At 59.0% G+C, this 18,786-nt stretch carries 17 protein-coding genes; 7 read left to right on the forward strand and 10 right to left on the reverse strand.

Annotated elements, in window-relative coordinates; translation table 11 throughout:
* Nucleotides 1-141: 141 nt before the first annotated feature.
* The 3 genes from glpD to glpK all read right to left on the reverse strand — a co-directional run bounded on the left by glpD (nt 142) and on the right by glpK (nt 4,482).
* Nucleotides 142-1,680, reverse strand: a complete 1,539-nt coding sequence (gene glpD, locus ACI2KS_RS06135; RefSeq protein ID WP_404618187.1) for a glycerol-3-phosphate dehydrogenase — start codon at nt 1,678-1,680, stop codon at nt 142-144.
* A 347-nt stretch (nt 1,681-2,027) separates the two neighbouring features.
* Nucleotides 2,028-2,783 carry a DeoR/GlpR family transcriptional regulator gene (locus tag ACI2KS_RS06140; RefSeq protein WP_404618189.1) on the reverse strand — a complete coding sequence of 252 codons (756 nt, stop codon included), beginning with the start codon at nt 2,781-2,783 and terminating at the stop codon, nt 2,028-2,030.
* Nucleotides 2,784-2,976: 193 nt separating this feature from the next.
* Nucleotides 2,977-4,482, reverse strand: coding sequence for a glycerol kinase GlpK (glpK, locus tag ACI2KS_RS06145; protein WP_404618191.1), 1,506 nt, complete (start codon nt 4,480-4,482; stop codon nt 2,977-2,979).
* A 285-nt stretch (nt 4,483-4,767) separates the two neighbouring features.
* On the opposite strand from glpK, the gene ybaK reads away from it, so the two are divergent.
* Nucleotides 4,768-5,238: a Cys-tRNA(Pro) deacylase gene (gene ybaK, locus ACI2KS_RS06150; protein WP_404618193.1), complete on the forward strand. Its 471-nt coding sequence runs from the start codon at nt 4,768-4,770 to the stop codon at nt 5,236-5,238.
* 91 nt (nt 5,239-5,329) lie between these two features.
* Nucleotides 5,330-6,118: a PhzF family phenazine biosynthesis protein gene (locus tag ACI2KS_RS06155; protein WP_404618195.1), complete on the forward strand. Its 789-nt coding sequence runs from the start codon at nt 5,330-5,332 to the stop codon at nt 6,116-6,118.
* 166 nt (nt 6,119-6,284) lie between these two features.
* On the opposite strand, the gene ACI2KS_RS06160 is transcribed toward ACI2KS_RS06155, so the two are convergent.
* Together ACI2KS_RS06160 and argF are read right to left on the reverse strand one after the other, a co-directional pair.
* Nucleotides 6,285-7,352: an ABC transporter ATP-binding protein gene (locus ACI2KS_RS06160; RefSeq protein WP_404618197.1), complete on the reverse strand. Its 1,068-nt coding sequence runs from the start codon at nt 7,350-7,352 to the stop codon at nt 6,285-6,287.
* An 8-nt stretch (nt 7,353-7,360) separates the two neighbouring features.
* A complete protein-coding gene (argF, locus tag ACI2KS_RS06165) occupies nt 7,361-8,281 on the reverse strand; it encodes an ornithine carbamoyltransferase (protein WP_404618199.1) in 921 nt (306 codons plus the stop codon).
* Nucleotides 8,282-8,731: 450 nt separating this feature from the next.
* On the opposite strand from argF, the gene ACI2KS_RS06170 reads away from it, so the two are divergent.
* The 3 genes from ACI2KS_RS06170 to grxD all read left to right on the forward strand — a co-directional run bounded on the left by ACI2KS_RS06170 (nt 8,732) and on the right by grxD (nt 11,737).
* Nucleotides 8,732-9,034, forward strand: a complete 303-nt coding sequence (locus tag ACI2KS_RS06170) for a hypothetical protein (protein WP_404618201.1) — start codon at nt 8,732-8,734, stop codon at nt 9,032-9,034.
* 148 nt (nt 9,035-9,182) lie between these two features.
* The gene (locus ACI2KS_RS06175; protein ID WP_404618203.1) at nt 9,183-11,291 is read left to right on the forward strand and encodes a molybdopterin oxidoreductase family protein; all 2,109 of its coding nucleotides are present in this window, start codon (nt 9,183-9,185) and stop codon (nt 11,289-11,291) included.
* A gap of 116 nt (nt 11,292-11,407) precedes the next feature.
* A complete protein-coding gene (grxD, locus tag ACI2KS_RS06180; RefSeq protein WP_404618205.1) occupies nt 11,408-11,737 on the forward strand; it encodes a Grx4 family monothiol glutaredoxin in 330 nt (109 codons plus the stop codon).
* Nucleotides 11,738-12,096: 359 nt separating this feature from the next.
* Here the strand turns inward: grxD and bfr are convergent, their stop codons facing one another.
* The 4 genes from bfr to pyrC form a co-directional block, all read right to left on the reverse strand.
* Complete coding sequence (bfr, locus tag ACI2KS_RS06185) at nt 12,097-12,573, reverse strand: bacterioferritin (RefSeq protein ID WP_404618207.1); 477 nt, start codon at nt 12,571-12,573, stop codon at nt 12,097-12,099.
* Between the two features lie 200 nt (nt 12,574-12,773).
* Nucleotides 12,774-12,992 (reverse strand): bacterioferritin-associated ferredoxin, encoded by a 219-nt coding sequence (locus tag ACI2KS_RS06190; protein WP_404618209.1) that lies wholly within the window; start codon nt 12,990-12,992, stop codon nt 12,774-12,776.
* Between the two features lie 364 nt (nt 12,993-13,356).
* A complete protein-coding gene (gene rnt / locus ACI2KS_RS06195; protein ID WP_404618211.1) occupies nt 13,357-14,034 on the reverse strand; it encodes a ribonuclease T in 678 nt (225 codons plus the stop codon).
* Nucleotides 14,031-15,077 carry a dihydroorotase gene (gene pyrC, locus ACI2KS_RS06200; RefSeq protein WP_404618213.1) on the reverse strand — a complete coding sequence of 349 codons (1,047 nt, stop codon included), beginning with the start codon at nt 15,075-15,077 and terminating at the stop codon, nt 14,031-14,033. The genes rnt and pyrC overlap by 4 nt, the downstream gene beginning before the upstream one ends.
* Before the next feature lie 147 nt (nt 15,078-15,224).
* Between pyrC and ACI2KS_RS06205 the strand changes: the two genes are divergently transcribed.
* Together ACI2KS_RS06205 and ACI2KS_RS06210 are read left to right on the forward strand one after the other, a co-directional pair.
* Nucleotides 15,225-16,205 carry an OmpA family protein gene (locus ACI2KS_RS06205; protein WP_404618215.1) on the forward strand — a complete coding sequence of 327 codons (981 nt, stop codon included), beginning with the start codon at nt 15,225-15,227 and terminating at the stop codon, nt 16,203-16,205.
* 129 nt (nt 16,206-16,334) lie between these two features.
* The gene (locus ACI2KS_RS06210; RefSeq protein ID WP_404618216.1) at nt 16,335-17,552 is read left to right on the forward strand and encodes an argininosuccinate synthase; all 1,218 of its coding nucleotides are present in this window, start codon (nt 16,335-16,337) and stop codon (nt 17,550-17,552) included.
* A 198-nt stretch (nt 17,553-17,750) separates the two neighbouring features.
* Here ACI2KS_RS06210 and ACI2KS_RS06215 read toward each other — a convergent pair whose 3' ends face one another.
* Nucleotides 17,751-18,311 (reverse strand): hypothetical protein, encoded by a 561-nt coding sequence (locus tag ACI2KS_RS06215; RefSeq protein ID WP_404618218.1) that lies wholly within the window; start codon nt 18,309-18,311, stop codon nt 17,751-17,753.
* Between the last annotated feature and the right edge of the window lie 475 nt (nt 18,312-18,786).

Below are 18,786 nucleotides of genomic sequence, written 5' to 3' on the forward strand. Positions count from 1 at the left end.
AGGCAGGCGCCTTGTCGCATCTGTAAGAGTGAGCGTGCTGGCGATTACCTTGTGACAGTCGATAAAACTGTCACTGTCACGTCGTCATCGCCAGCAAGCGCACCCCTGCGCAGGGCGCGGTATGTGGAAGGGCTCGGTGGATCAAGCCGCCTCTATCGAGCTTTTGTTACGTGCGACCTTGTCCAGATAGGCCTTCACGTTCTGCTGTTCTTCGGCCGTGGTGAACAGGCCAAGCTTGGTCCGGCGCCAGAGAATGTCGTCTGGCGCAGTGGCCCATTCTTCGCTGCACAGATAATCCACTTCCCGGCTATACAGGCCGCCACCCAAGTGCTCGCCCAGATCGGCCAGGCTCTGTACGCCTTCGACGATGCGCCAGCTGCGCGAGCCATAGGTGATGGCCCAGCGTTTGGCGATCTCTGCCGGCAACCAGCTGCACCGCTGCTGCAGGTCCGCTGCCAGCGCTGCCGGTGTGCTCATGTTCTCGCCACCGGGCAGGCTGGCCTTGGCGGTCCAGCTCGGTTTCATCTGGGTGAAGAAAGGCGCCAACTGCTGCATCGCCGATTCGGCCAGCTTGCGATAGGTGGTCAGCTTGCCGCCGAATACCGAGAGGATCGGTGCCTGCTCGGCGCTGCCCGACAGGGACAGGGTGTAGTCACGAGTGATCGCTGACGGGTTGTCCGACTCGTCGTTACACAGGGGACGTACACCTGAGTAGGTACGGATGACATCGCTGCGGCTGAGCTGCTTTTTGAAGTGTTCGTTGACGATCTTCAGCAAGTAATCGGTTTCGCCCTCGGTGATTGCCACTTTTGCCGGGTCACCGGTGTACTCGCGGTCCGTGGTGCCGATGATGGTGAAGCGTTCCAGGTACGGGATGGCGAACACGATACGCTGGTCCTCGTTCTGGAGGATGAACGCATTCTCGCCCTCGTACAGTTTCGGCACGATCAAGTGGCTGCCCTGGATCAATCGAATGCCGTACTGCGATTCGAGCTTGAGGTCTTCACGAATGAACTTGGCAACCCACGGTCCGGCAGCATTGACCAGCGCCCTGGCGCGAATGGAAAACAGGCTGCCATCTGCGCGTTCCATGTTCAGGTGCCACATGCCGCCGCTACGACGGGCGCTCAAGCAACGGGTCTGAGTGTGAATGTGCGCGCCTTTCTCGCGAGCGGCCATGGCGTTGAGCACTACCAGACGGGCATCGTCGACCCAGCAGTCGGAGTATTCGAAACCGCGGGTGATCGAACTGTTCAGCGGACTGTTGGCGCCGAAGCGCAGGCTTTTGGACGCCGGCAGTTTTTCGCGTTTACCCAGATGGTCATAGAGGAACAGGCCGGCGCGGATCATCCAGGCAGGGCGCAGATGCGGGCGGTGGGGCAACACGAAGCGCATCGGCTTGACGATATGCGGCGCCTTTTCCAGCAGCACTTCCCGCTCAGCCAGGGCCTCGCGTACCAGACGAAACTCGTAGTGTTCCAGGTAACGCAGACCGCCGTGGATCAGCTTGCTGCTGGCCGAGGAGGTATGGCTGGCCAAGTCGTCTTTTTCGCAGAGGAAGACCGACAACCCTCGCCCCGATGCATCCGCCGCGATGCCGACACCATTGATGCCACCGCCGATCACGGCGATGTCGTAGACCTCGGAGAGGGGCGGTATAGGCAAGGCGGAATGGGCCATGGGGCCTCCTGTCTGAATTCGATCACGCCTGATCTGCGCATAGCACTAAAGGCGAATTCGAACATTTATGTTCATTTTCGAAAATAGTAACGCAATAACAGGCCCTCGACCACTCGGTATTGATTGAAAATACTGATCAGAGAGAAAGGAAAGGAACAAAAGTGAACATAGAAGTCCACTGGATGGGCGAGACAATTGATCCGCTGCTGCTGCCAAGGCGCGATGCGGCACATCTGTAGCAGTACGGCTTGCCGGGCAGCGATTTCTAATACGCCGCCGCCGGCAAGCCGGACTGCTACAGACGATGCGTGTCGGGCCAGCGGTTCAGGTTTGCGAATGCAGTCGACTCAAACCACTTCCAGACGAATCTTGTTCTGCGTCAGCAATTGCGCCAGCGCAGGCACCGGTGCCTGATCGGTGACCAGGCAATCGATAAGGGAAATCGGGCCCAGGCGCACCATGGCGTTGCGCCCGAATTTGCTCGAGTCGGCGGCCAGGATGACTTGACGGGCATTGGCGATGATGGCTTGGGAGACCCGCACTTCCTGATAGTCGAAGTCCAGCAGGCTGCCGTCTTCATCGATGCCGCTGATGCCCACCAACGCGAAATCGACCTTGAACTGGGTGATGAAATCGACGCTCGCCTGACCCACGACCCCGCCGTCGCGGCGCACATTGCCCCCGGCCAACAGCACTTCGAAGTCGTCCTTGCCGCTGAGAATCGAGGCGACGTGCAGGTTGTTGGTGATGATCTTCAGGTGATTGTGATTGAGCAGGGCGCGGGCGATGGACTCGGTGGTGGTACCGATATTGATGAACAGCGAAGCGTGATCGGGGATCTGCGCCGCGATGGCTTCGGCGATGCGCTGCTTCTCGTCGCGCATCTGATCGGCGCGCATGGCGTAGGCGGTGTTTTCGATGCTGGAATCATAGGCAGCACCGCCATGGTAGCGGCGCAGCAGGTTCATTTCCGCCAGCTGATTGATGTCGCGCCTGATGGTTTGCGGGGTCACGACGAACAATTGGGCCATTTCTTCGATGCTGACGTAGCCGCGTTCACGGACCAGCTCGAGGATCTGCTGTTGACGGGGTGGCAGATTCATTTTTTTTCCTTCGGGCAAGGGCGCCCATGATGCCGCAGGCAGCCATTACCTGTCAGCCGGAAAAAAACTGCGAATCTGCGTTGATCGATCCTGTTGGAGTGAGCTTGCTCGCGATGGCGCTGTGACAGGCTCGCAAATGGCGCGGATAAGCCGCTATCGCGAGCAAGTTCACTCCTACAGAAGGATTGCGGTGTTACTGCTCATCTTCGTGGGGTTCCCAGTCGCGGGTACGGTCGACTGCCTTGCGCCAGCCGGCATAGAGCTTTTCCTTCTCCTCTTCTGCGCACTGCGGGTCGAACCGGCGCTCGATCACCGCCTTGTCCTTCAACTCGTCCAGACTGCTCCAGAAGCCGATGGCAAGACCGGCCAGGTAGGCGGCCCCCAATGCCGTGGTCTCGCGCATTTTCGGGCGCTCGACCTGAGTGCCGAGAATGTCGGCCTGGAACTGCATGAGGAAATTGTTGGCCACCGCGCCGCCGTCGACACGCAGGGCCTTGAGCGGCTCGCCGGCGTCTTGCTGCATGGCGTCAAGCACGTCGCGGGTCTGGTAGGCGATTGATTCGAGCGCGGCACGGATGATGTGATCGACCTTCACCCCGCGCGTCAGGCCGAACAATGCGCCGCGGGCGTAGGGGTCCCAGTAGGGCGCGCCCAGCCCGGTGAAAGCCGGGACCAGATAGACCCCATTGCTGTTCTTCACTTTGGTGGCGAAGTATTCGGTGTCCATGGAGTCGTTGACGATTTTCAATTCGTCGCGCAGCCATTGCACGGTGGAGCCGCCATTGAACACCGCGCCTTCCAGCGCATAGGCCACTTCGCCTCGCGGGCCACAACCGATGGTGGTGAGCAGGCCATGGTTGGATTTCACCGCTTTCTTGCCGGTGTTCATCAGCAGGAAGCAGCCGGTGCCGTAGGTGTTTTTCGCCTGACCAGCCTCCACGCACATCTGCCCGAACAGCGCCGATTGCTGGTCACCGGCGATCCCGGCAATGGCGATTCCGCTTTTGCTGTGACCATAGACTTCGGATGACGACTTGACCTCGGGGAGCATTTCCCGTGGCACGTCGAGCACGTCGAGCATCCGTTGATCCCATTCCAGGGTATGGATGTTGAACATCATGGTGCGCGAGGCGTTGGTGTAATCGGTGACGTGGACCTTGCCGCCGGTGAATTTCCAGATCAGCCAGCTATCGACGGTGCCGAACAACAGCTCGCCGCGTCGGGCGCGTTCGCGGCTGCCTTCAACGTGGTCGAGAATCCACTTCAACTTGCTGCCGGAAAAATACGGGTCGATGACCAGGCCCGTGGTATCCCTGATGTAGTCCTCAAGCCCGTCACGCTTGAGCTGCTCGCAGATTTCGGTGCTGCGACGGCATTGCCAGACCACCGCGTTGTAGATCGGTCGACCGCTGTCCTTCTCCCAGACCACGGTGGTTTCGCGTTGATTGGTGATGCCGATGGCAGCGATCTGGTTGTGATGCAGATTGGCCTGGGCCAGCACCTTGGTCATGCACGCGGTTTGGGTGGCGAAGATTTCCATCGGGTCATGTTCGACCCAACCAGGCTGCGGGTAATGCTGCACGAACTCGCTCTGGGCGCTGCTCACCACGTTGGCGTCGCGGTCAAAGATGATAGCGCGAGAGCTGGTTGTACCTTGATCGAGGGCAATGATGTAGTTCTTGTTGTCGTGGTCGGTCATGTCGGTTGCCTGGTAATGAAGCCGGTATCCGGGAAGCTGCCTTCAGTTTACGTGCGAAAGCACCTCGGTTGCGCTGATGACATCGCCGTCAATGGCTGAATATTCGTATTCGAAAAAATATAGACGTAAACGAACATTGTCAAAGGTCGAAAATGAACCACGCCAGGTATTTTTGTCATGGGTCGGGTTTCCTGGGGCATCGCCATGCTGACGTAGGCGTTTGCCCGGCGAATGGCCTAAAGTAACGGCAAATGACAGGAAGCAGCTGGTTGTCTGGAGCGTTGCATGACCCCCGCATTGGATTTATTGAAAAAGGTTCGCGCCGAACACCGCGTGCACAGTTACGAGCATGATCCCAAAGCCCCCTCCTATGGTCTGGAGGCTGCGGAGAAACTGAATCTGCAGCCGGCGCAGGTCTTCAAGACGCTGCTGGCCAGCACTGAAAAGGGCGAGTTGTTGGTGGCGGTGGTTCCGGTGGTGGGATCGCTGGACCTCAAGGCACTGGCCCATGCGGCAGGCGCCAAGAAGGCGGAGATGGCCGATCCTGCGGCGGCTCAGCGCGCCACCGGTTATTTGCTGGGCGGTATCAGCCCGCTTGGGCAGAAGAAAAGACTGCGAACTTTCATCGACGAGACCGCTCAACCGTTCGCAACAATATTCGTCAGCGCTGGCCGGCGCGGGCTTGAGGTCGAGCTGGCAGCTGCGGTACTTGCACAGCACACCCAAGCGACTTTCGCCCGGATCGGGCGGGAATGATCCTGATGAGTGGTCCGGCCCTCCTGCGCTTTTCCAGGCTCTCAAGCTGCTCTCGCCACTCAAGTAGTACCAACGATTAGGGATGCCCTCCATGCAGCTTGAATTTCATCAAGTCGACGCGTTCAGTGAACGGCCGTTCGCAGGCAATCCCGCAATGGTTTATCGCCTCGACGCCTGGCTGTCGGATGGGCTGATGCAGCACATTGCGACCGAGCACAATCTTTCCGAAACCGCTTTTATCGTGCGTGAAGCGCAAGGCTGGCATATCCGCTGGTTCACCCCGACCAACGAAGTGCCGCTGTGCGGCCATGCGACGTTGGCCAGCGCGCACGTGCTGTTCGAAGTCTATGGTGAGACAGCTGAGACCATCGAATTTTTCTGCAAGTCAGGCTCGTTGAGCGTGACCCGTGAAAATGGCCGCCTGTTGCTGGACTTCCCGGCCATTCCCCCCAGCGAGGTGGGGGTGACAGTGGACGTCGAGCGCGCGCTGGGCACTGAAGTGGTGGATGTGCTGGGCGCCGCAGAGTTACTCGTGGTGCTGGAGTCCGAGCAGGCGGTCCGTGACTGCAAGCCGGATTTTGCTGCCATCGCCAGGTTGCCGTGGCCCGGGGTCATCGTTACCGCCAAGGGTGATGGCGAGCGCTACGACTTCGTCTCGCGATACTTCGCCCCGGCGATCGGCATTGCCGAGGATCCGGTCACAGGCTCGACGCATTGCTGCCTGATCCCCTATTGGTCGGCACGCCTGAACAAGTTCAGCCTGACGGCGCATCAGAGTTCAGCCCGGGGTGGGGAGTTATTCTGCCGCCTGGAAGGCGATCGGGTGAAGATCGGCGGCTATGCCACGCTGGTGGCGAGCGGCAAGTTGACGGTGGGCTGAGCCACAAATCCGAGGGTGTGGATCGACTTACTGGGGCAGTGCGGTTTGCCGGCGGTGGCGGTTTCAAATAGGCCACCGCCGGCAAGCCGGACTGCTACAGCGGTGAACAGATGCGCATTGGAAATCAGCTATCTGTCAGCAGACCCATCAACAGCGTCGAAGGCTGTCACACCGCAATATCCTGATGCACCGGCACACTGCCCACGGCCGGAAACAGCACCAGGTGCTCGGCCGCGATCCGGAATCCGGCTTGCTCGCCGATGCGCAGGTCCGCATGGCTTGGAAACAACGCCTCCAGTCGGGTGCCGCTCGGCAATTGCAGCCGATAAAGCGTAGCGGCACCCTGAAAGGTCTTGCTGGTGACCTTGGCTTTCAGTGCGCTGTCAGGGGCATAGACGATGTCGTCCGGGCGCAACAGCACGTCCATCGGTGCGCCGCGAGCGCCGGCATAGGAGCGGTTGCCTTGCAATACGCCGAGCTCGGTGTGCACTGACTCCGAGTCGATGAGTTGCCCACGAATGAAGTAACCCTGACCCACGAAACTGGCGACATAAGGTGTGGCCGGTTCGTGATAGAGGTTGTAGGGCGTATCCCATTGCTCCAGCCGGCCTTGTCTGAAGACACCTACGTGGTCGCTGACCGCGAACGCTTCCTCCTGGTCATGAGTCACCAGAATCGCGCTGGTGCCACGGGCCTTGAGGATGTCGCGCACCTCATGGCTCAGGCGTCGACGCAGTTCGCCATCAAGGTTGGAAAACGGCTCATCGAGCAACAACAGCTGCGGCTCGGGAGCCAGTGCGCGAGCCAGGGCGACGCGTTGCTGCTGACCGCCGGAGAGTTCATGGGGGTGGCGCTTGCCCAATGCCCCCAGATTGACCAATTCCAGCATCTGGCCGACCACCTGTGTCAGGCGAGGATGATGGCGGATTCCGAAAGCGACGTTGTCAGCCACGGTCAGGTGCGGGAACAGGGCATAGTCCTGGAACACCATGCCGATTCGGCGCTTCTCCGGCGCCAGGGTAAACCCGGCTTTGGAAATGACTTCGCCTGCCAGCACGATTTCACCTTCATGCACCGGTTCGAACCCGGCGATGGCGCGCAGGGTCGTGGTCTTGCCGCAGCCTGACGAGCCCAGCAGGCAGCCGATGTCGCCGGCGTTGAGGTGCAGATTCAGCTTCTGCACCACCGGTTGATCCTGGTAGCCGCAGGCGAGGTCGTGAAGTTTCAGCAGCATTGGGGCACTTATGCAGGTTGGAAGGCGGGAGCGACGAGGAATTCGAGCAAGGCCTTTTGCGCATGCAGGCGGTTCTCTGCCTGATCCCACGCGACCGAGCGGTTGTCATCGAGCAGGTCTTCGCTGATCTCCTCACCCCGGTGGGCTGGCAGGCAATGCATGAACAGCACGTCTGCGGCAGCCAGATCGAGCAGTGCCCGGGTCACCTGAAATGGTTTGAACAGCGCGATGCGTTTGGCCGCTTCTTCTTCCTGGCCCATGGACGTCCAGACATCGGTGCTCACCAGATGCGCGCCTTTGACGGCCTCGCGCGGGTCACGGGTCAGGGTGACCCGGTCGCCGGCCATCGCCATGAATTGCGCACTGGGTTCGTAACCTTCAGGGCAGGCAACACGCAGCTTAAAGTCGAACTGGATCGCGGCTTCTATATAGCTGTTGCACATGTTATTGCCGTCGCCGATCCAGGCCACGGTCTTGCCTTTGATCGAGCCGCGATGCTCGAGGAAGGTCTGCATGTCCGCGAGCAGCTGGCACGGATGCAGATCGTCGGACAGGCCGTTGATCACCGGTACGCGAGAGTTGGCGGCAAATTCAGTCAGGTTGCTGTGAGCGAAGGTGCGGATCATCACCGCGTCGACCATCCGCGACATGACCCGGGCGCCATCGGCGATCGGCTCGCCGCGACCCAGTTGGGTGTCGCGAGGCGAGAGAAAAATGGCCTGGCCACCCAGCTGGATCATGCCGGCCTCAAACGAAACACGGGTACGGGTCGAGGATTTCTCGAAAATCATGGCCAGTATGCGGCCTTTCAACGGTTCGAAAAGCACGCCTCGATTTCGCAGGTCCTTCAGCTCAATGCCGCGACGAATCACGCCGACTAGCTCTGCTGGCGTGTAATCCATCATCGAGAGAAAGTGCCTTGCGCTCATCATTAACTACCTTGTCTGCAACAGACCGCAGATCCTCAAAGCCGGGTTTTATCGGAAAAACGGGCGAGACCTGCGGCGAAAGCCGCACGGGGCGACGAATAGGGAAGGCGCGAGGGTATAAGAAAATGTCGCCTCATGCCAAGGGCCGGTGTGTCGGAAAATGCCGGTCGGACGTTCGGTAGCTGGAAAGTGACGTGCTCAGGACGCTTTTCATGTAACGAAGTGCTACAGTTGGCTACACATCGAAGGCCTTTAGCCATCTCGGTGATTGGCACCGGCGGCCGTTGTACACGGTCTTGTTAGATGCGGGCAATTACTACCGGTTGTGCAACAGTTTCAAATTGCTGCAAAACCTTATGCGACATGCTTCACGCCACGGAAACCCGGACGTTTCCTAAACCTTTGGCGTGGGTTATAAAGGCGGCTTATGTCCTCCAACAGGGGTGGGGAATGGATTCAAAAGAGAAACAACTGACGGAACTGCTCGGGCTCACGGCTCGCACCCTCACGCACCTCACGGCTTCCATGACATCGATGTCGTTCGAGCTGATGCGCAGTGAAGACGAAGTGACCCGCTCGGCGGGTCGGCGCATGATTGATCGCATGGCAACTATCAGTGCCGGTCTGGATGAGCACTGGCGTCTGATCGGTGACCTGACGGGCGTACAGGTCTCGCAGGAACAGGTCGAGACTGTTCACGAGATCCAGCTCCAGCGCAAAGTGGTCACACCCATTGGCGGCTCGGCTTCCTGAGCCCCATCTGAGCTGATCCGGCGAGCTATCGGCTCGCCTGATACTGTCCGATTCACGGCACTGACGCTTCTGGCGAACTGGCGCGACAGGCTCCATAGTTTTGTATCCGCGATCATGCTGATTGCCATACAACAATATGAGACTGGCGATGACCAAGACTCTCCATCACCGTGCCTGTCACCTGTGCGAGGCCATCTGTGGCCTGACCATCGAAACGACCCTGGAAGCCGACGCCACGCTGCGCATCAGTTCGATCAAGGGTGATGCCCAGGACAGCTTCAGCCGAGGGCACATCTGCCCCAAGGCGGTGGCGCTGCAGGACATCCAGAACGACCCGGATCGCCTGCGCCAACCCATACAGCGTATCGGCGATCAGTGGCAGGCCATCGGTTGGCAAGCGGCTTTCGATCTGGTCGCAGAGCGTCTGTGGGACATCCAGCAACGCCACGGCCAGAACGCCGTCGCCGTGTACCAGGGCAATCCCAGCGTGCACAACTACGGGCTGATGACCCACAGTAATTACTTCCTTGGTCTGCTCAAGACCCGCAATCGGTTTTCTGCGACCTCGGTCGACCAACTGCCTCATCACCTGACCAGCTACCTGATGTATGGCCACGGCCTGCTGCTGCCCATTGCCGACATCGACCACACCGATTTCATGCTGATCCTGGGGGGGAATCCGCTGGCATCCAACGGCAGCATCATGACCGTACCGGATGTGGAGAAGCGTCTGAAAGCCATACAGGGACGCGGCGGCAAGGTCGTTGTGGTCGATCCCAGGCGTAGCGAAACAGCGGCGATTGCCGATCAGCACTTATTCATTCGCCCCGGTGGCGATGCGGCATTGCTGTTTGGCCTGCTGCACACGCTGTTCGCAGAGGGCCTGACCCGCGACAGTCATTTGCCGGTGGATGGCCTGGAAGAGGTGCGCGCTGCCGTTGCGCATATGGATGCTGAAAGCATGAGCCGGCGTTGTGGGGTGCCGGCCGAGCAGATTCGCCAGCTGGCGCGAGACTTCGCAGGTGCCGAGCGTGCCGTCTGCTACGGGCGCATGGGGATCTCCACCCAAGCGTTCGGTACCCTGTGCCATTGGCTGGTGCAGTTGATCAATCTGGTCACCGGCAACCTTGACCGGGTGGGCGGCGCGCTCTGCACCGACCCGGCCCTGGACCTTGTTGCGTCCACCTCCGGTGGCGGCTTCAACCGCTGGCAGAGTCGGGTTTCGGGACTGCCGGAGTACAGCGGCGAGCTGCCAGTTTCGGCGCTCGCAGAGGAAATGCTCACCGAAGGCGAAGGGCAGGTAAGGGCGCTGATCACCGTCGCTGGCAACCCGGTCATGTCGACTCCCAACGGCCGCCGGCTGGACCAAGCGCTCGAGGGGCTGGAGTTCATGCTCAGCATCGACCTGTACATCAACGAAACCACACGCCACGCCGATCTGATTCTGCCGTCGACTTCGGCACTGGAAAACGATCATTACGACACCACCTTCAATATGTTCGCGGTGCGCAATGTCACGCGCTTCAACCGCGCCATCCTCGCCAAACCCGAGGGGGCGCTGCATGACTGGGAAATTTTCGTTGGCCTTGCCAAGGCTTTCGCCGTACGCGCCGGACGCGAACTGAAGCCGACCATCGCGCCGGCGCAAATGGTGGATCGAGGGTTACGTGCGGGGGCGTATGGCGACGCCTCGACATTCAAGCTGTCGCTGGAAACGCTGTACGAGCATCCCCATGGACTGGATCTGGGGGCGCTCAAGCCCAATCTTGCAACGCGCTTGAAAACCGCCAATCAGCGCGTACAGGCCGCGCCCGAGGTGATCCTCGGCGACCTGGTGCGCTTTGCCATGCAGATACCCTGCGCGCTCGATGAGCTGCTGCTGATCGGGCGGCGGCACGTGCGCAGTAACAATTCCTGGATGCATAACTACCATCGTTTGGTGAAAGGTAAGCCGCGTCATCAATTGCTGATGCACCCCGAGGATCTGGCGAGCCGCGGTTTGAGCGACGGTCAACGGGTGCGAGTCAGTTCCCGGGTGGGAACGATCGAGGTAGAAGTGCTCGCCAGCGCCGAAATGATGCCAGGGGTGGTCAGTTTGCCGCACGGCTGGGGGCACGGGCGCTCGGGTGTGCAGATGGACATCGCACGCAGTCAGCCGGGCGCAAGCGCCAACGACCTCACCGACGAACGGCAGATGGACGCTGTGTCCGGCAACGCGGCGCTCAACGGGGTGCCAGTCACCATCGCGGCGGCATGATGGTCATCATATTTATGCCCAAGGTTAAAGCCAAGACCGAGCGTTACGCTAGGCTTTCCGTTACAATGCGCCACCGTGTCGACTGATACAGTCGTAAAGTTAAGCCGAGGTGCTCCATGGATATCATCGAAACGATCAAAGAGCAGATTGCCAGCAACACCGTTCTGCTTTACATGAAAGGCGCGCCGAATGCCCCACAGTGCGGTTTTTCGGCCAAGGCGTCTCAGGCATTGATGGCGTGTGGCGAAAAGTTCGCGTACGTCGACATCCTGCAGAACCCGGAAATCCGTGCAAACCTGCCCAAGTACGCCAACTGGCCGACTTTCCCGCAGTTGTGGGTGGGTGGGGAGCTGGTCGGTGGTAGCGACATCATTGCCGAGATGCATGCTGCCGGTGAGTTGCAGCCGTTGATCAAAGCCGCTGTCGAGAAGAACACGACTGCCTGATTCGGGCGGTTGTCGAAAAAACCCCGGTCTCCTGGAGATACGGGGTTTTTTTATGGGCCTGTGGTTGTGAGCGGCGGTGGTGTCGGTGAGGTGTTGATCTGTGCCGGCGAACACTGGGTCAATTATAGATACGCTGCCTGAAACTGCGCATTCGCCAGCAAGCCGCCTCCTATAGATCGCACGCGGGGACTGTCGCCCTGTAGCCGTCCGGCTCGCCGGCGGTGGCGATATCAACCGCGCTACCACAGCCCAGCCTCGACGCACCGGTCACTCAGACACCGCCAATTGCTACGTGGATGCTCACACGCTAAATAAAAAAAGCCCCGCATCAGGCGGGGCTGTTTTGAGCGAAGGCTGAATCAGTCTTCTTCGCCCATCTGCGACTGCAGGTAGTTCTCGATACCGACTTTGTCGATCAGGCCCAGCTGGGTTTCCAGCCAGTCGATGTGCTCTTCCTCGGATTCGAGGATGTCTTCGAGCATCTCGCGGCTACCGAAGTCGGCAACGGTTTCGCAGTGCGCGATGGCCGCTTTCAGATCTGCATGACCCTTGCGCTCGATCTTCAAATCGCACTCCAGCATCTCCCGGGTGTGCTCACCGATCAGGATCTTGCCCAGATCCTGCAGGTTCGGCAGGCCTTCGAGGAACAGGATGCGCTTGATCAGCTTGTCAGCGTGTTTCATCTCGTCGATGGATTCTTTGTACTCGTGCTTGCCCAGCTTGTTCAGGCCCCAATCTTCATACATGCGGGCATGCAGGAAGTACTGGTTGATCGCGACCAGCTCGTTTCCGAGGATCTTGTTGAGATGCTGGATGACTGTAATGTCGCCTTTCATGATCGGGGTCCTGTCGAAGATGTTTGTGTACAAGCGACAAGTCTGAGCCCCATATAACTGAGTGTCAAACCTAAGTTGTTGAATAATAAGTGAAAATAAATAGGAATAAGAATGTTTGTGTTCCGCATCCTGTCGCTAAGCGATTGAATTAAAGGCATAAAAAAACCGGACACTGGGTCCGGTTCGATAATTCTATTGAATCAGGCAGCTGAAAATTCTGCAGGATAGGCGAGTGAGGCCTGGGAGGTTTGTAGTTCCGTGAGGGTTTCACGTACTACTTCCTTTGCCAGACAGGCACATTTCCCACATTTGCTGGCGACACCCAAGGTCTCGCGCACTTCACGATAGCTGCAGCATCCTTCCATGATAGCTTCGCGGATTTGTCCGTCGGTAACACCTTGGCAGAGGCAGACATACATAAAATAAGACCGTCGCTGAGTTATTTGCTCAATGCCCCGGATACTAATGTTAATGAGAATGCTTGTCAAAACTACTTATTGGACTTCCGATGAAGGCCGATGAGTGGTTGTCCTCAGCGACCTTCTGCTCGCAACCGATGGACCCGGATCCTGCAATGGATCCGCTGATTGCCCCCGCCCTGCAGGCGTCGGTCCGCTGGCGAACGCGATAGGTCAGTGACACGAATGCAGCCTGAGACAACGCATTCGCCAGCAAGCCGGCTCCTGAAGCAGCCGTGGGTAAGACAGAATGTCGTCACGCCTGCAAATGCCCCGGGCATAAAAAAACCGGTCACAGGGACCGGTTTTTTAACGGGCGCCAACCTCAATCGTCGAAGTCGTGCCAACCGCCCATTTCTTTCCAGCGGTTGACGATGCCGCAGAACAGCTCAGCGGTCTTCTCGGTGTCATAGCGAGCCGAGTGAGCCTCGCGACCATCGAAGTCGATGTCTGCCGACTGACAGGCCTTGGCCAGTACGGTCTGGCCGTAGGCGAGCCCTGCCAGCGTTGCAGTATCGAAACTGGAAAACGGATGAAACGGGTTGCGTTTCATGTCCAGTCGCGCCACAGCTGCGTTGAGAAAGCCCAAGTCGAAACTGGCGTTGTGCCCGACCAAAATCGCCCGTTTGCAGCCGTTGGCTTTGAGCGCCTTGCGAACGCCGCGGAAGATATCGGTCAGCGCAGTTTCCTCACTGACGGCCATGCGCAGTGGGTGATCGAGCTTGATGCCGGTAAATTCCAGCGCTGCCGCTTCAATGTTGGCGCCTTCGAAGGGCTCGACGCGGAAGAAGTAGGTGTGTTCCGGGAACACAAAGCCTTTGTCGTCCATGCCGATGGTGGTCGCTGCAATTTCCAGCAACGCATCGGTAGCACAGTTGAAGCCCCCGGTCTCTACGTCGACAACGACTGGCAGATAGCCGCGAAAGCGCGCCGCCATCGGGTGCCTGGAGCCTGAGCCGCCGCCAGAGCCTTCCTGATCGTCGTCGTAATGGTCTTCACTCACGCGTGTTCCTCCAGCAGACGCCAGCGCAGTTTTTCACCGGCGCGCAGCGGGATAACGGACAGCTCGCCGAATGGCAGGCTGGCAGGGGCGGTCCAGTCTTCACGGACCAGGGTGATGGTCTCGGTGTTGGCTGGCAGCCCGTAGAACGCCGGACCGTTGAGGCTGGCGAAGGCCTCCAGTTTGTCCAGGGCGTTACGTTGTTCGAACGCTTCGGCGTACAGCTCGATCGCCGCGAACGCCGTGTAGCAGCCGGCACAACCGCATGCCGCTTCCTTGGCGTGCTGAGCGTGCGGCGCCGAGTCGGTGCCCAGGAAGAATTTGCTGCTACCGCTGGTTGCGGCGTCCAGCAAGGCGACCTGATGAGTGTTGCGCTTGAGGATCGGCAGGCAATAGAAGTGTGGACGAATGCCGCCGACCAGCATGTGGTTGCGGTTGTACAGCAGGTGATGCGCGGTGATGGTGGCGCCGACGTTGGCCGAAGCCTCGTTGACGAACTGCACCGCCTCGGCCGTGGTGATGTGCTCGAACACCACTTTCAGGGTCGGGAAACGTTCGACCACGCGGCGCATATGCTCGTCGATGAAGATCTTTTCGCGGTCGAACACATCGATGTCACCGCGCGTCACTTCGCCGTGGATCAACAGCGGCATGCCGACTTCGGCCATCGCTTCGAGCGCCGGGAAGATCTTGTCGATGCTGGTCACTCCGGAATCGGAGTTGGTAGTGGCGCCGGCCGGGTACAGTTTGGCGGCATGCACGAAGCCACAGGCCTTGGCGGCACGGATGTCTTCAGGCTGGGTCAGGTCGGTGAGATAAAGCACCATCAATGGCTCGAAACGGCTGCCTTGCGGGCGCGCAGCGAGGATGCGCTGGCGATAGGCATCGGCCTGTTCGGCGTTGCGTACCGGCGGCACGAGGTTCGGCATGATGATGGCGCGGCTAAAGGTGCGCGCAACGTCCGCGACGGTGTGGGGCAAAACAGCGCCATCACGAAGATGGATATGCCAGTCGTCGGGGCGCAGGAGGGTCAGGCGGTCGGACATTGGGAATTCCAGGCGGGTCAAACTCGCTGGGAATGCTACCGGAAAAGACTCCTCCAGGCACTCGCTATCAAGTTTTGCAGGAACTTACCGATAGACACGTGTAAGCGATAAATTTTGTAACGCGGTGAATTTTTTGTGGAGCCTCCCGTGCGCCAGCGATATCTAGCCCTGCTCAGCGTGTTTGCCAGCCTTCCGGCGATGGCTCTCACCTTCCAGACACGTCTGGAGAATATCGAGTGGAAGGTAGAAGGCGACCAGTTCGAATGCCGTCTGAGTCAGCCGATCACCGATTTTGGAGTGGGCGAGTTCGTCCGTCGCGCAGGGGAACAGGCAACTTTCCGACTGAAGGCCACCGGCTACAGCCTCGCCTCCGGATCGGCCACCCTGATTGCCGCCGCTGCGCCCTGGCAACCTGGGCGCAGCGACCTTAATCTGGGCGCAGTCAGAGTCGGTAACGGCGAGATTCCGTTCAACACCAGTCAGGCTCAGGCCGGACGGCTGATCGTCGGTCTGATGGAAGGCCGCAGCCCGGTGATCCGTCATGCCTTGCGCGACGGCGGCGGGGCAATGGAAGTCCGCCTGCTGCCGGTCAAGTTCGTCAAGGGATACAGCGATTTTCAGCTGTGCACCGCCAAACTGCTGCCAATGAACTTCGAGCAAGTCCGGCAGGCCGAGATCGGTTTTCCCGGCGGTGGCATCGACCTGGACGCCCCGGCTCGTCGCAGGCTCGATACGGTACTTGCTTATATGAAAGCTGATCCGACGGTCAATCACATCGAACTCGACGGGCATTCGGACAACAGCGGCAATCGCCTGACCAACCGCGACCTGTCCCGGCGGCGCGCGCTTGCGGTCATGGATTACCTCAAGGCTCAGGGTGTGCCGGAGGAGCAGATCGCCGTGCGCTTCCACGGGGAGCAATATCCGCTCGTTCCGAACACCAACAATGCCAACCGTGCGCGCAACCGCAGGGTGAACATTCATCTGGATCGGGTAGCCGAGCAGAAGCCGGCAATCGCACCGACCGCCGCGCCTGCCATTGCGCCGACTCCTGCTCCGGTGCCTGCCCCGGCGGCTACTCCAGCGCCATCGGCGGCGACAGCAACGCCCTCGGCCAAGGTGTCCTGAGCGACATCGGGGAGTCGTTTGCTCGACAGATTCTGTCGCTTCGTCGTCACAAGCTGTCGCGACACTGTAAATCCACGGGTTTGAACGGTAGAATCAGCGGTTTTCCGTACAACGCGTTGGAGTGATGGCATGGCGGACGTTAACAAGGTAGTTCTCGCGTATTCCGGTGGCCTGGATACTTCGGTAATCCTCAAGTGGCTGCAGGATACGTACAACTGCGAAGTGGTGACTTTCACGGCTGACCTGGGTCAGGGTGAGGAAGTCGAGCCAGCACGCGCCAAGGCGCAAGCCATGGGCGTCAAAGAAATCTACATCGACGATCTGCGCGAAGAGTTCGTGCGCGATTTCGTGTTCCCGATGTTCCGCGCCAACACCGTCTATGAAGGCGAGTACCTGCTGGGTACTTCCATCGCACGTCCGCTGATCGCCAAGCGTCTGATCGAAATCGCCAACGAAACAGGCGCCGATGCCATTTCCCACGGCGCCACCGGCAAAGGTAATGACCAGGTCCGTTTCGAACTGGGCGCCTACGCGCTCAAGCCTGGCGTGAAAGTAATTGCACCGTGGCGCGAGTGGGATCTGCTTTCCCGCGAGAAGCTGATGGACTATGCCGAAAAGCATTCGATCCCGATCGAGCGCCACGGCAAGAAGAAATCCCCGTACTCCATGGACGCCAACCTGCTGCACATCTCGTATGAAGGTGGCGTGCTGGAAGACACATGGACCGAGCACGAAGAAGACATGTGGCGCTGGACAGTCTCCCCGGAAAACGCCCCCGACAAGCCGCAGTACCTGGAACTGACCTACCGTAACGGCGACATCGTGGCCCTGGACGGCGTCGAGATGAGCCCGGCTACCGTGCTCGCAACGCTCAACCGTATCGGTGGCGAACACGGCATCGGCCGTCTGGACATCGTCGAAAACCGCTACGTCGGCATGAAGTCCCGCGGCTGCTACGAAACCCCGGGGGGCACCATCATGCTCCGCGCGCACCGCGCCATCGAGTCGATCACTCTGGACCGCGAAGTCGCTCACCTCAAGGATGAGCTGATGCCCAAATACGCCAGCATGATCTACACCGGCTACTGGTGGAGTCCTGAGCGTCTGATGCTGCAGCAGATGATCGACGCGTCCCAGGCACACGTAAACGGCGTGGTGCGTCTGAAGCTGTACAAAGGCAACGTGATTGTCACCGGGCGCAAATCCGATGACTCGTTGTTCGATGCCAACATCGCGACCTTCGAAGAAGACGGCGGCGCCTATAACCAGGCCGATGCAGCCGGTTTCATCAAGCTCAATGCGTTGCGTATGCGCATTGCTGCGAACAAGAACCGCAAGTTGTTCTGATCGCACTTGTCGCATTGAGGTGCAACCCCGTCCGGGGTTGCACCTTCTCATCTTTCCCAGCGCTCTGGCTGATCGTCCTTTATTTGCTTAACTAAGCTGCCGTATCCCTTGACTGCGGTGTTGTTATCATACTGCCGTAAGTTTCGATTGGCGGCTCCAGCACCAACTGATGTGACAGGCCAATTCAGCAAAACTGTTTTATTCCGTTGATTCAGGCACATCGCAAACATATTGCGCAGGCGATCCAACTTGCGGTGCGCTTTTGAACTCGAAGCGATAAGCCTTACCTATATTCCAGACATCTCGCACGCTGAGGTCCAACAGTTGCGCGATCTCCGGCACCGTGTAGCCCAGCCTGGAGTAGTGCATGGCGTGGCCGGCCACGATGTCATCGACAGTCGCAGCGTCACGGCCACGGGAGGCGCGCGATCCCCTGACCGGCCTGCAGTAGCGGATCTTGACGCCGTTTTCGCTGGCCAGCCGCTTGAGCTCCTTGCGGTTCATCCGTAACGAATACTGCAATGCCGAGACTCCAGCACCCTTGGCGACAAGGCCTTTAAGCTGCTCGATCCTGGCGCTCAGTTGCGCATCGGCATCAAGCGCCTGTGCTTTCTTCTCTGCCTCGATGTTCGCCTCTCTGCTTTCCCCCTCTTTGACCACATTGATGACCCCGCCCTGGGCGACGTACTGTTCTACGGCGTTGGCTATTTCCTGGTGTTCATGAGCGATCACTGGAGATGCCGCGTTTTTTTTGGTCATGGTTTATTCCTTTGAACATATTGATATATACGATCCAGAATCTGCTTACACCATTGGTCCAATTAGTGTTGGCGCATCGTTAGCGGTAGTTCAGGTCGGCCGAATCCTGCTCGCGTTGAAAATTCAGGCAAGAACTGCGGGTTGATGGTCGTATATAGTTCTGTGGGTGATGACGACTTGAGCGTCTTGTAAAGGCCCGGCTTTAGGGCCGTTGTTTTATGAAAAAAGTAACGACTGGAAATAGGTTTGGCAAGTAAAAAATAAAATTCAGAGGATTTATCCTTGGTTGTTTTTTTGAGTCTTACATGAAGGCAGTGCTGGTCTGTTAGTGTCGTAGTACTTTTCTTATTTGTCAGAAGTTCAGTAGATTTGATCGCCGGGATAGTATTACGTAGGTCTCGGAAGAGTCCCGCTTGCGCGGGTACTCGAGAATATCGAATGTAGCGTATGGCGTTGCGCGTATTCCAACTATGTA

The sequence above is a fragment of the Pseudomonas sp. NPDC087358 genome, assembly GCF_044900785.1.
Taxonomy (GTDB): domain Bacteria; phylum Pseudomonadota; class Gammaproteobacteria; order Pseudomonadales; family Pseudomonadaceae; genus Aquipseudomonas.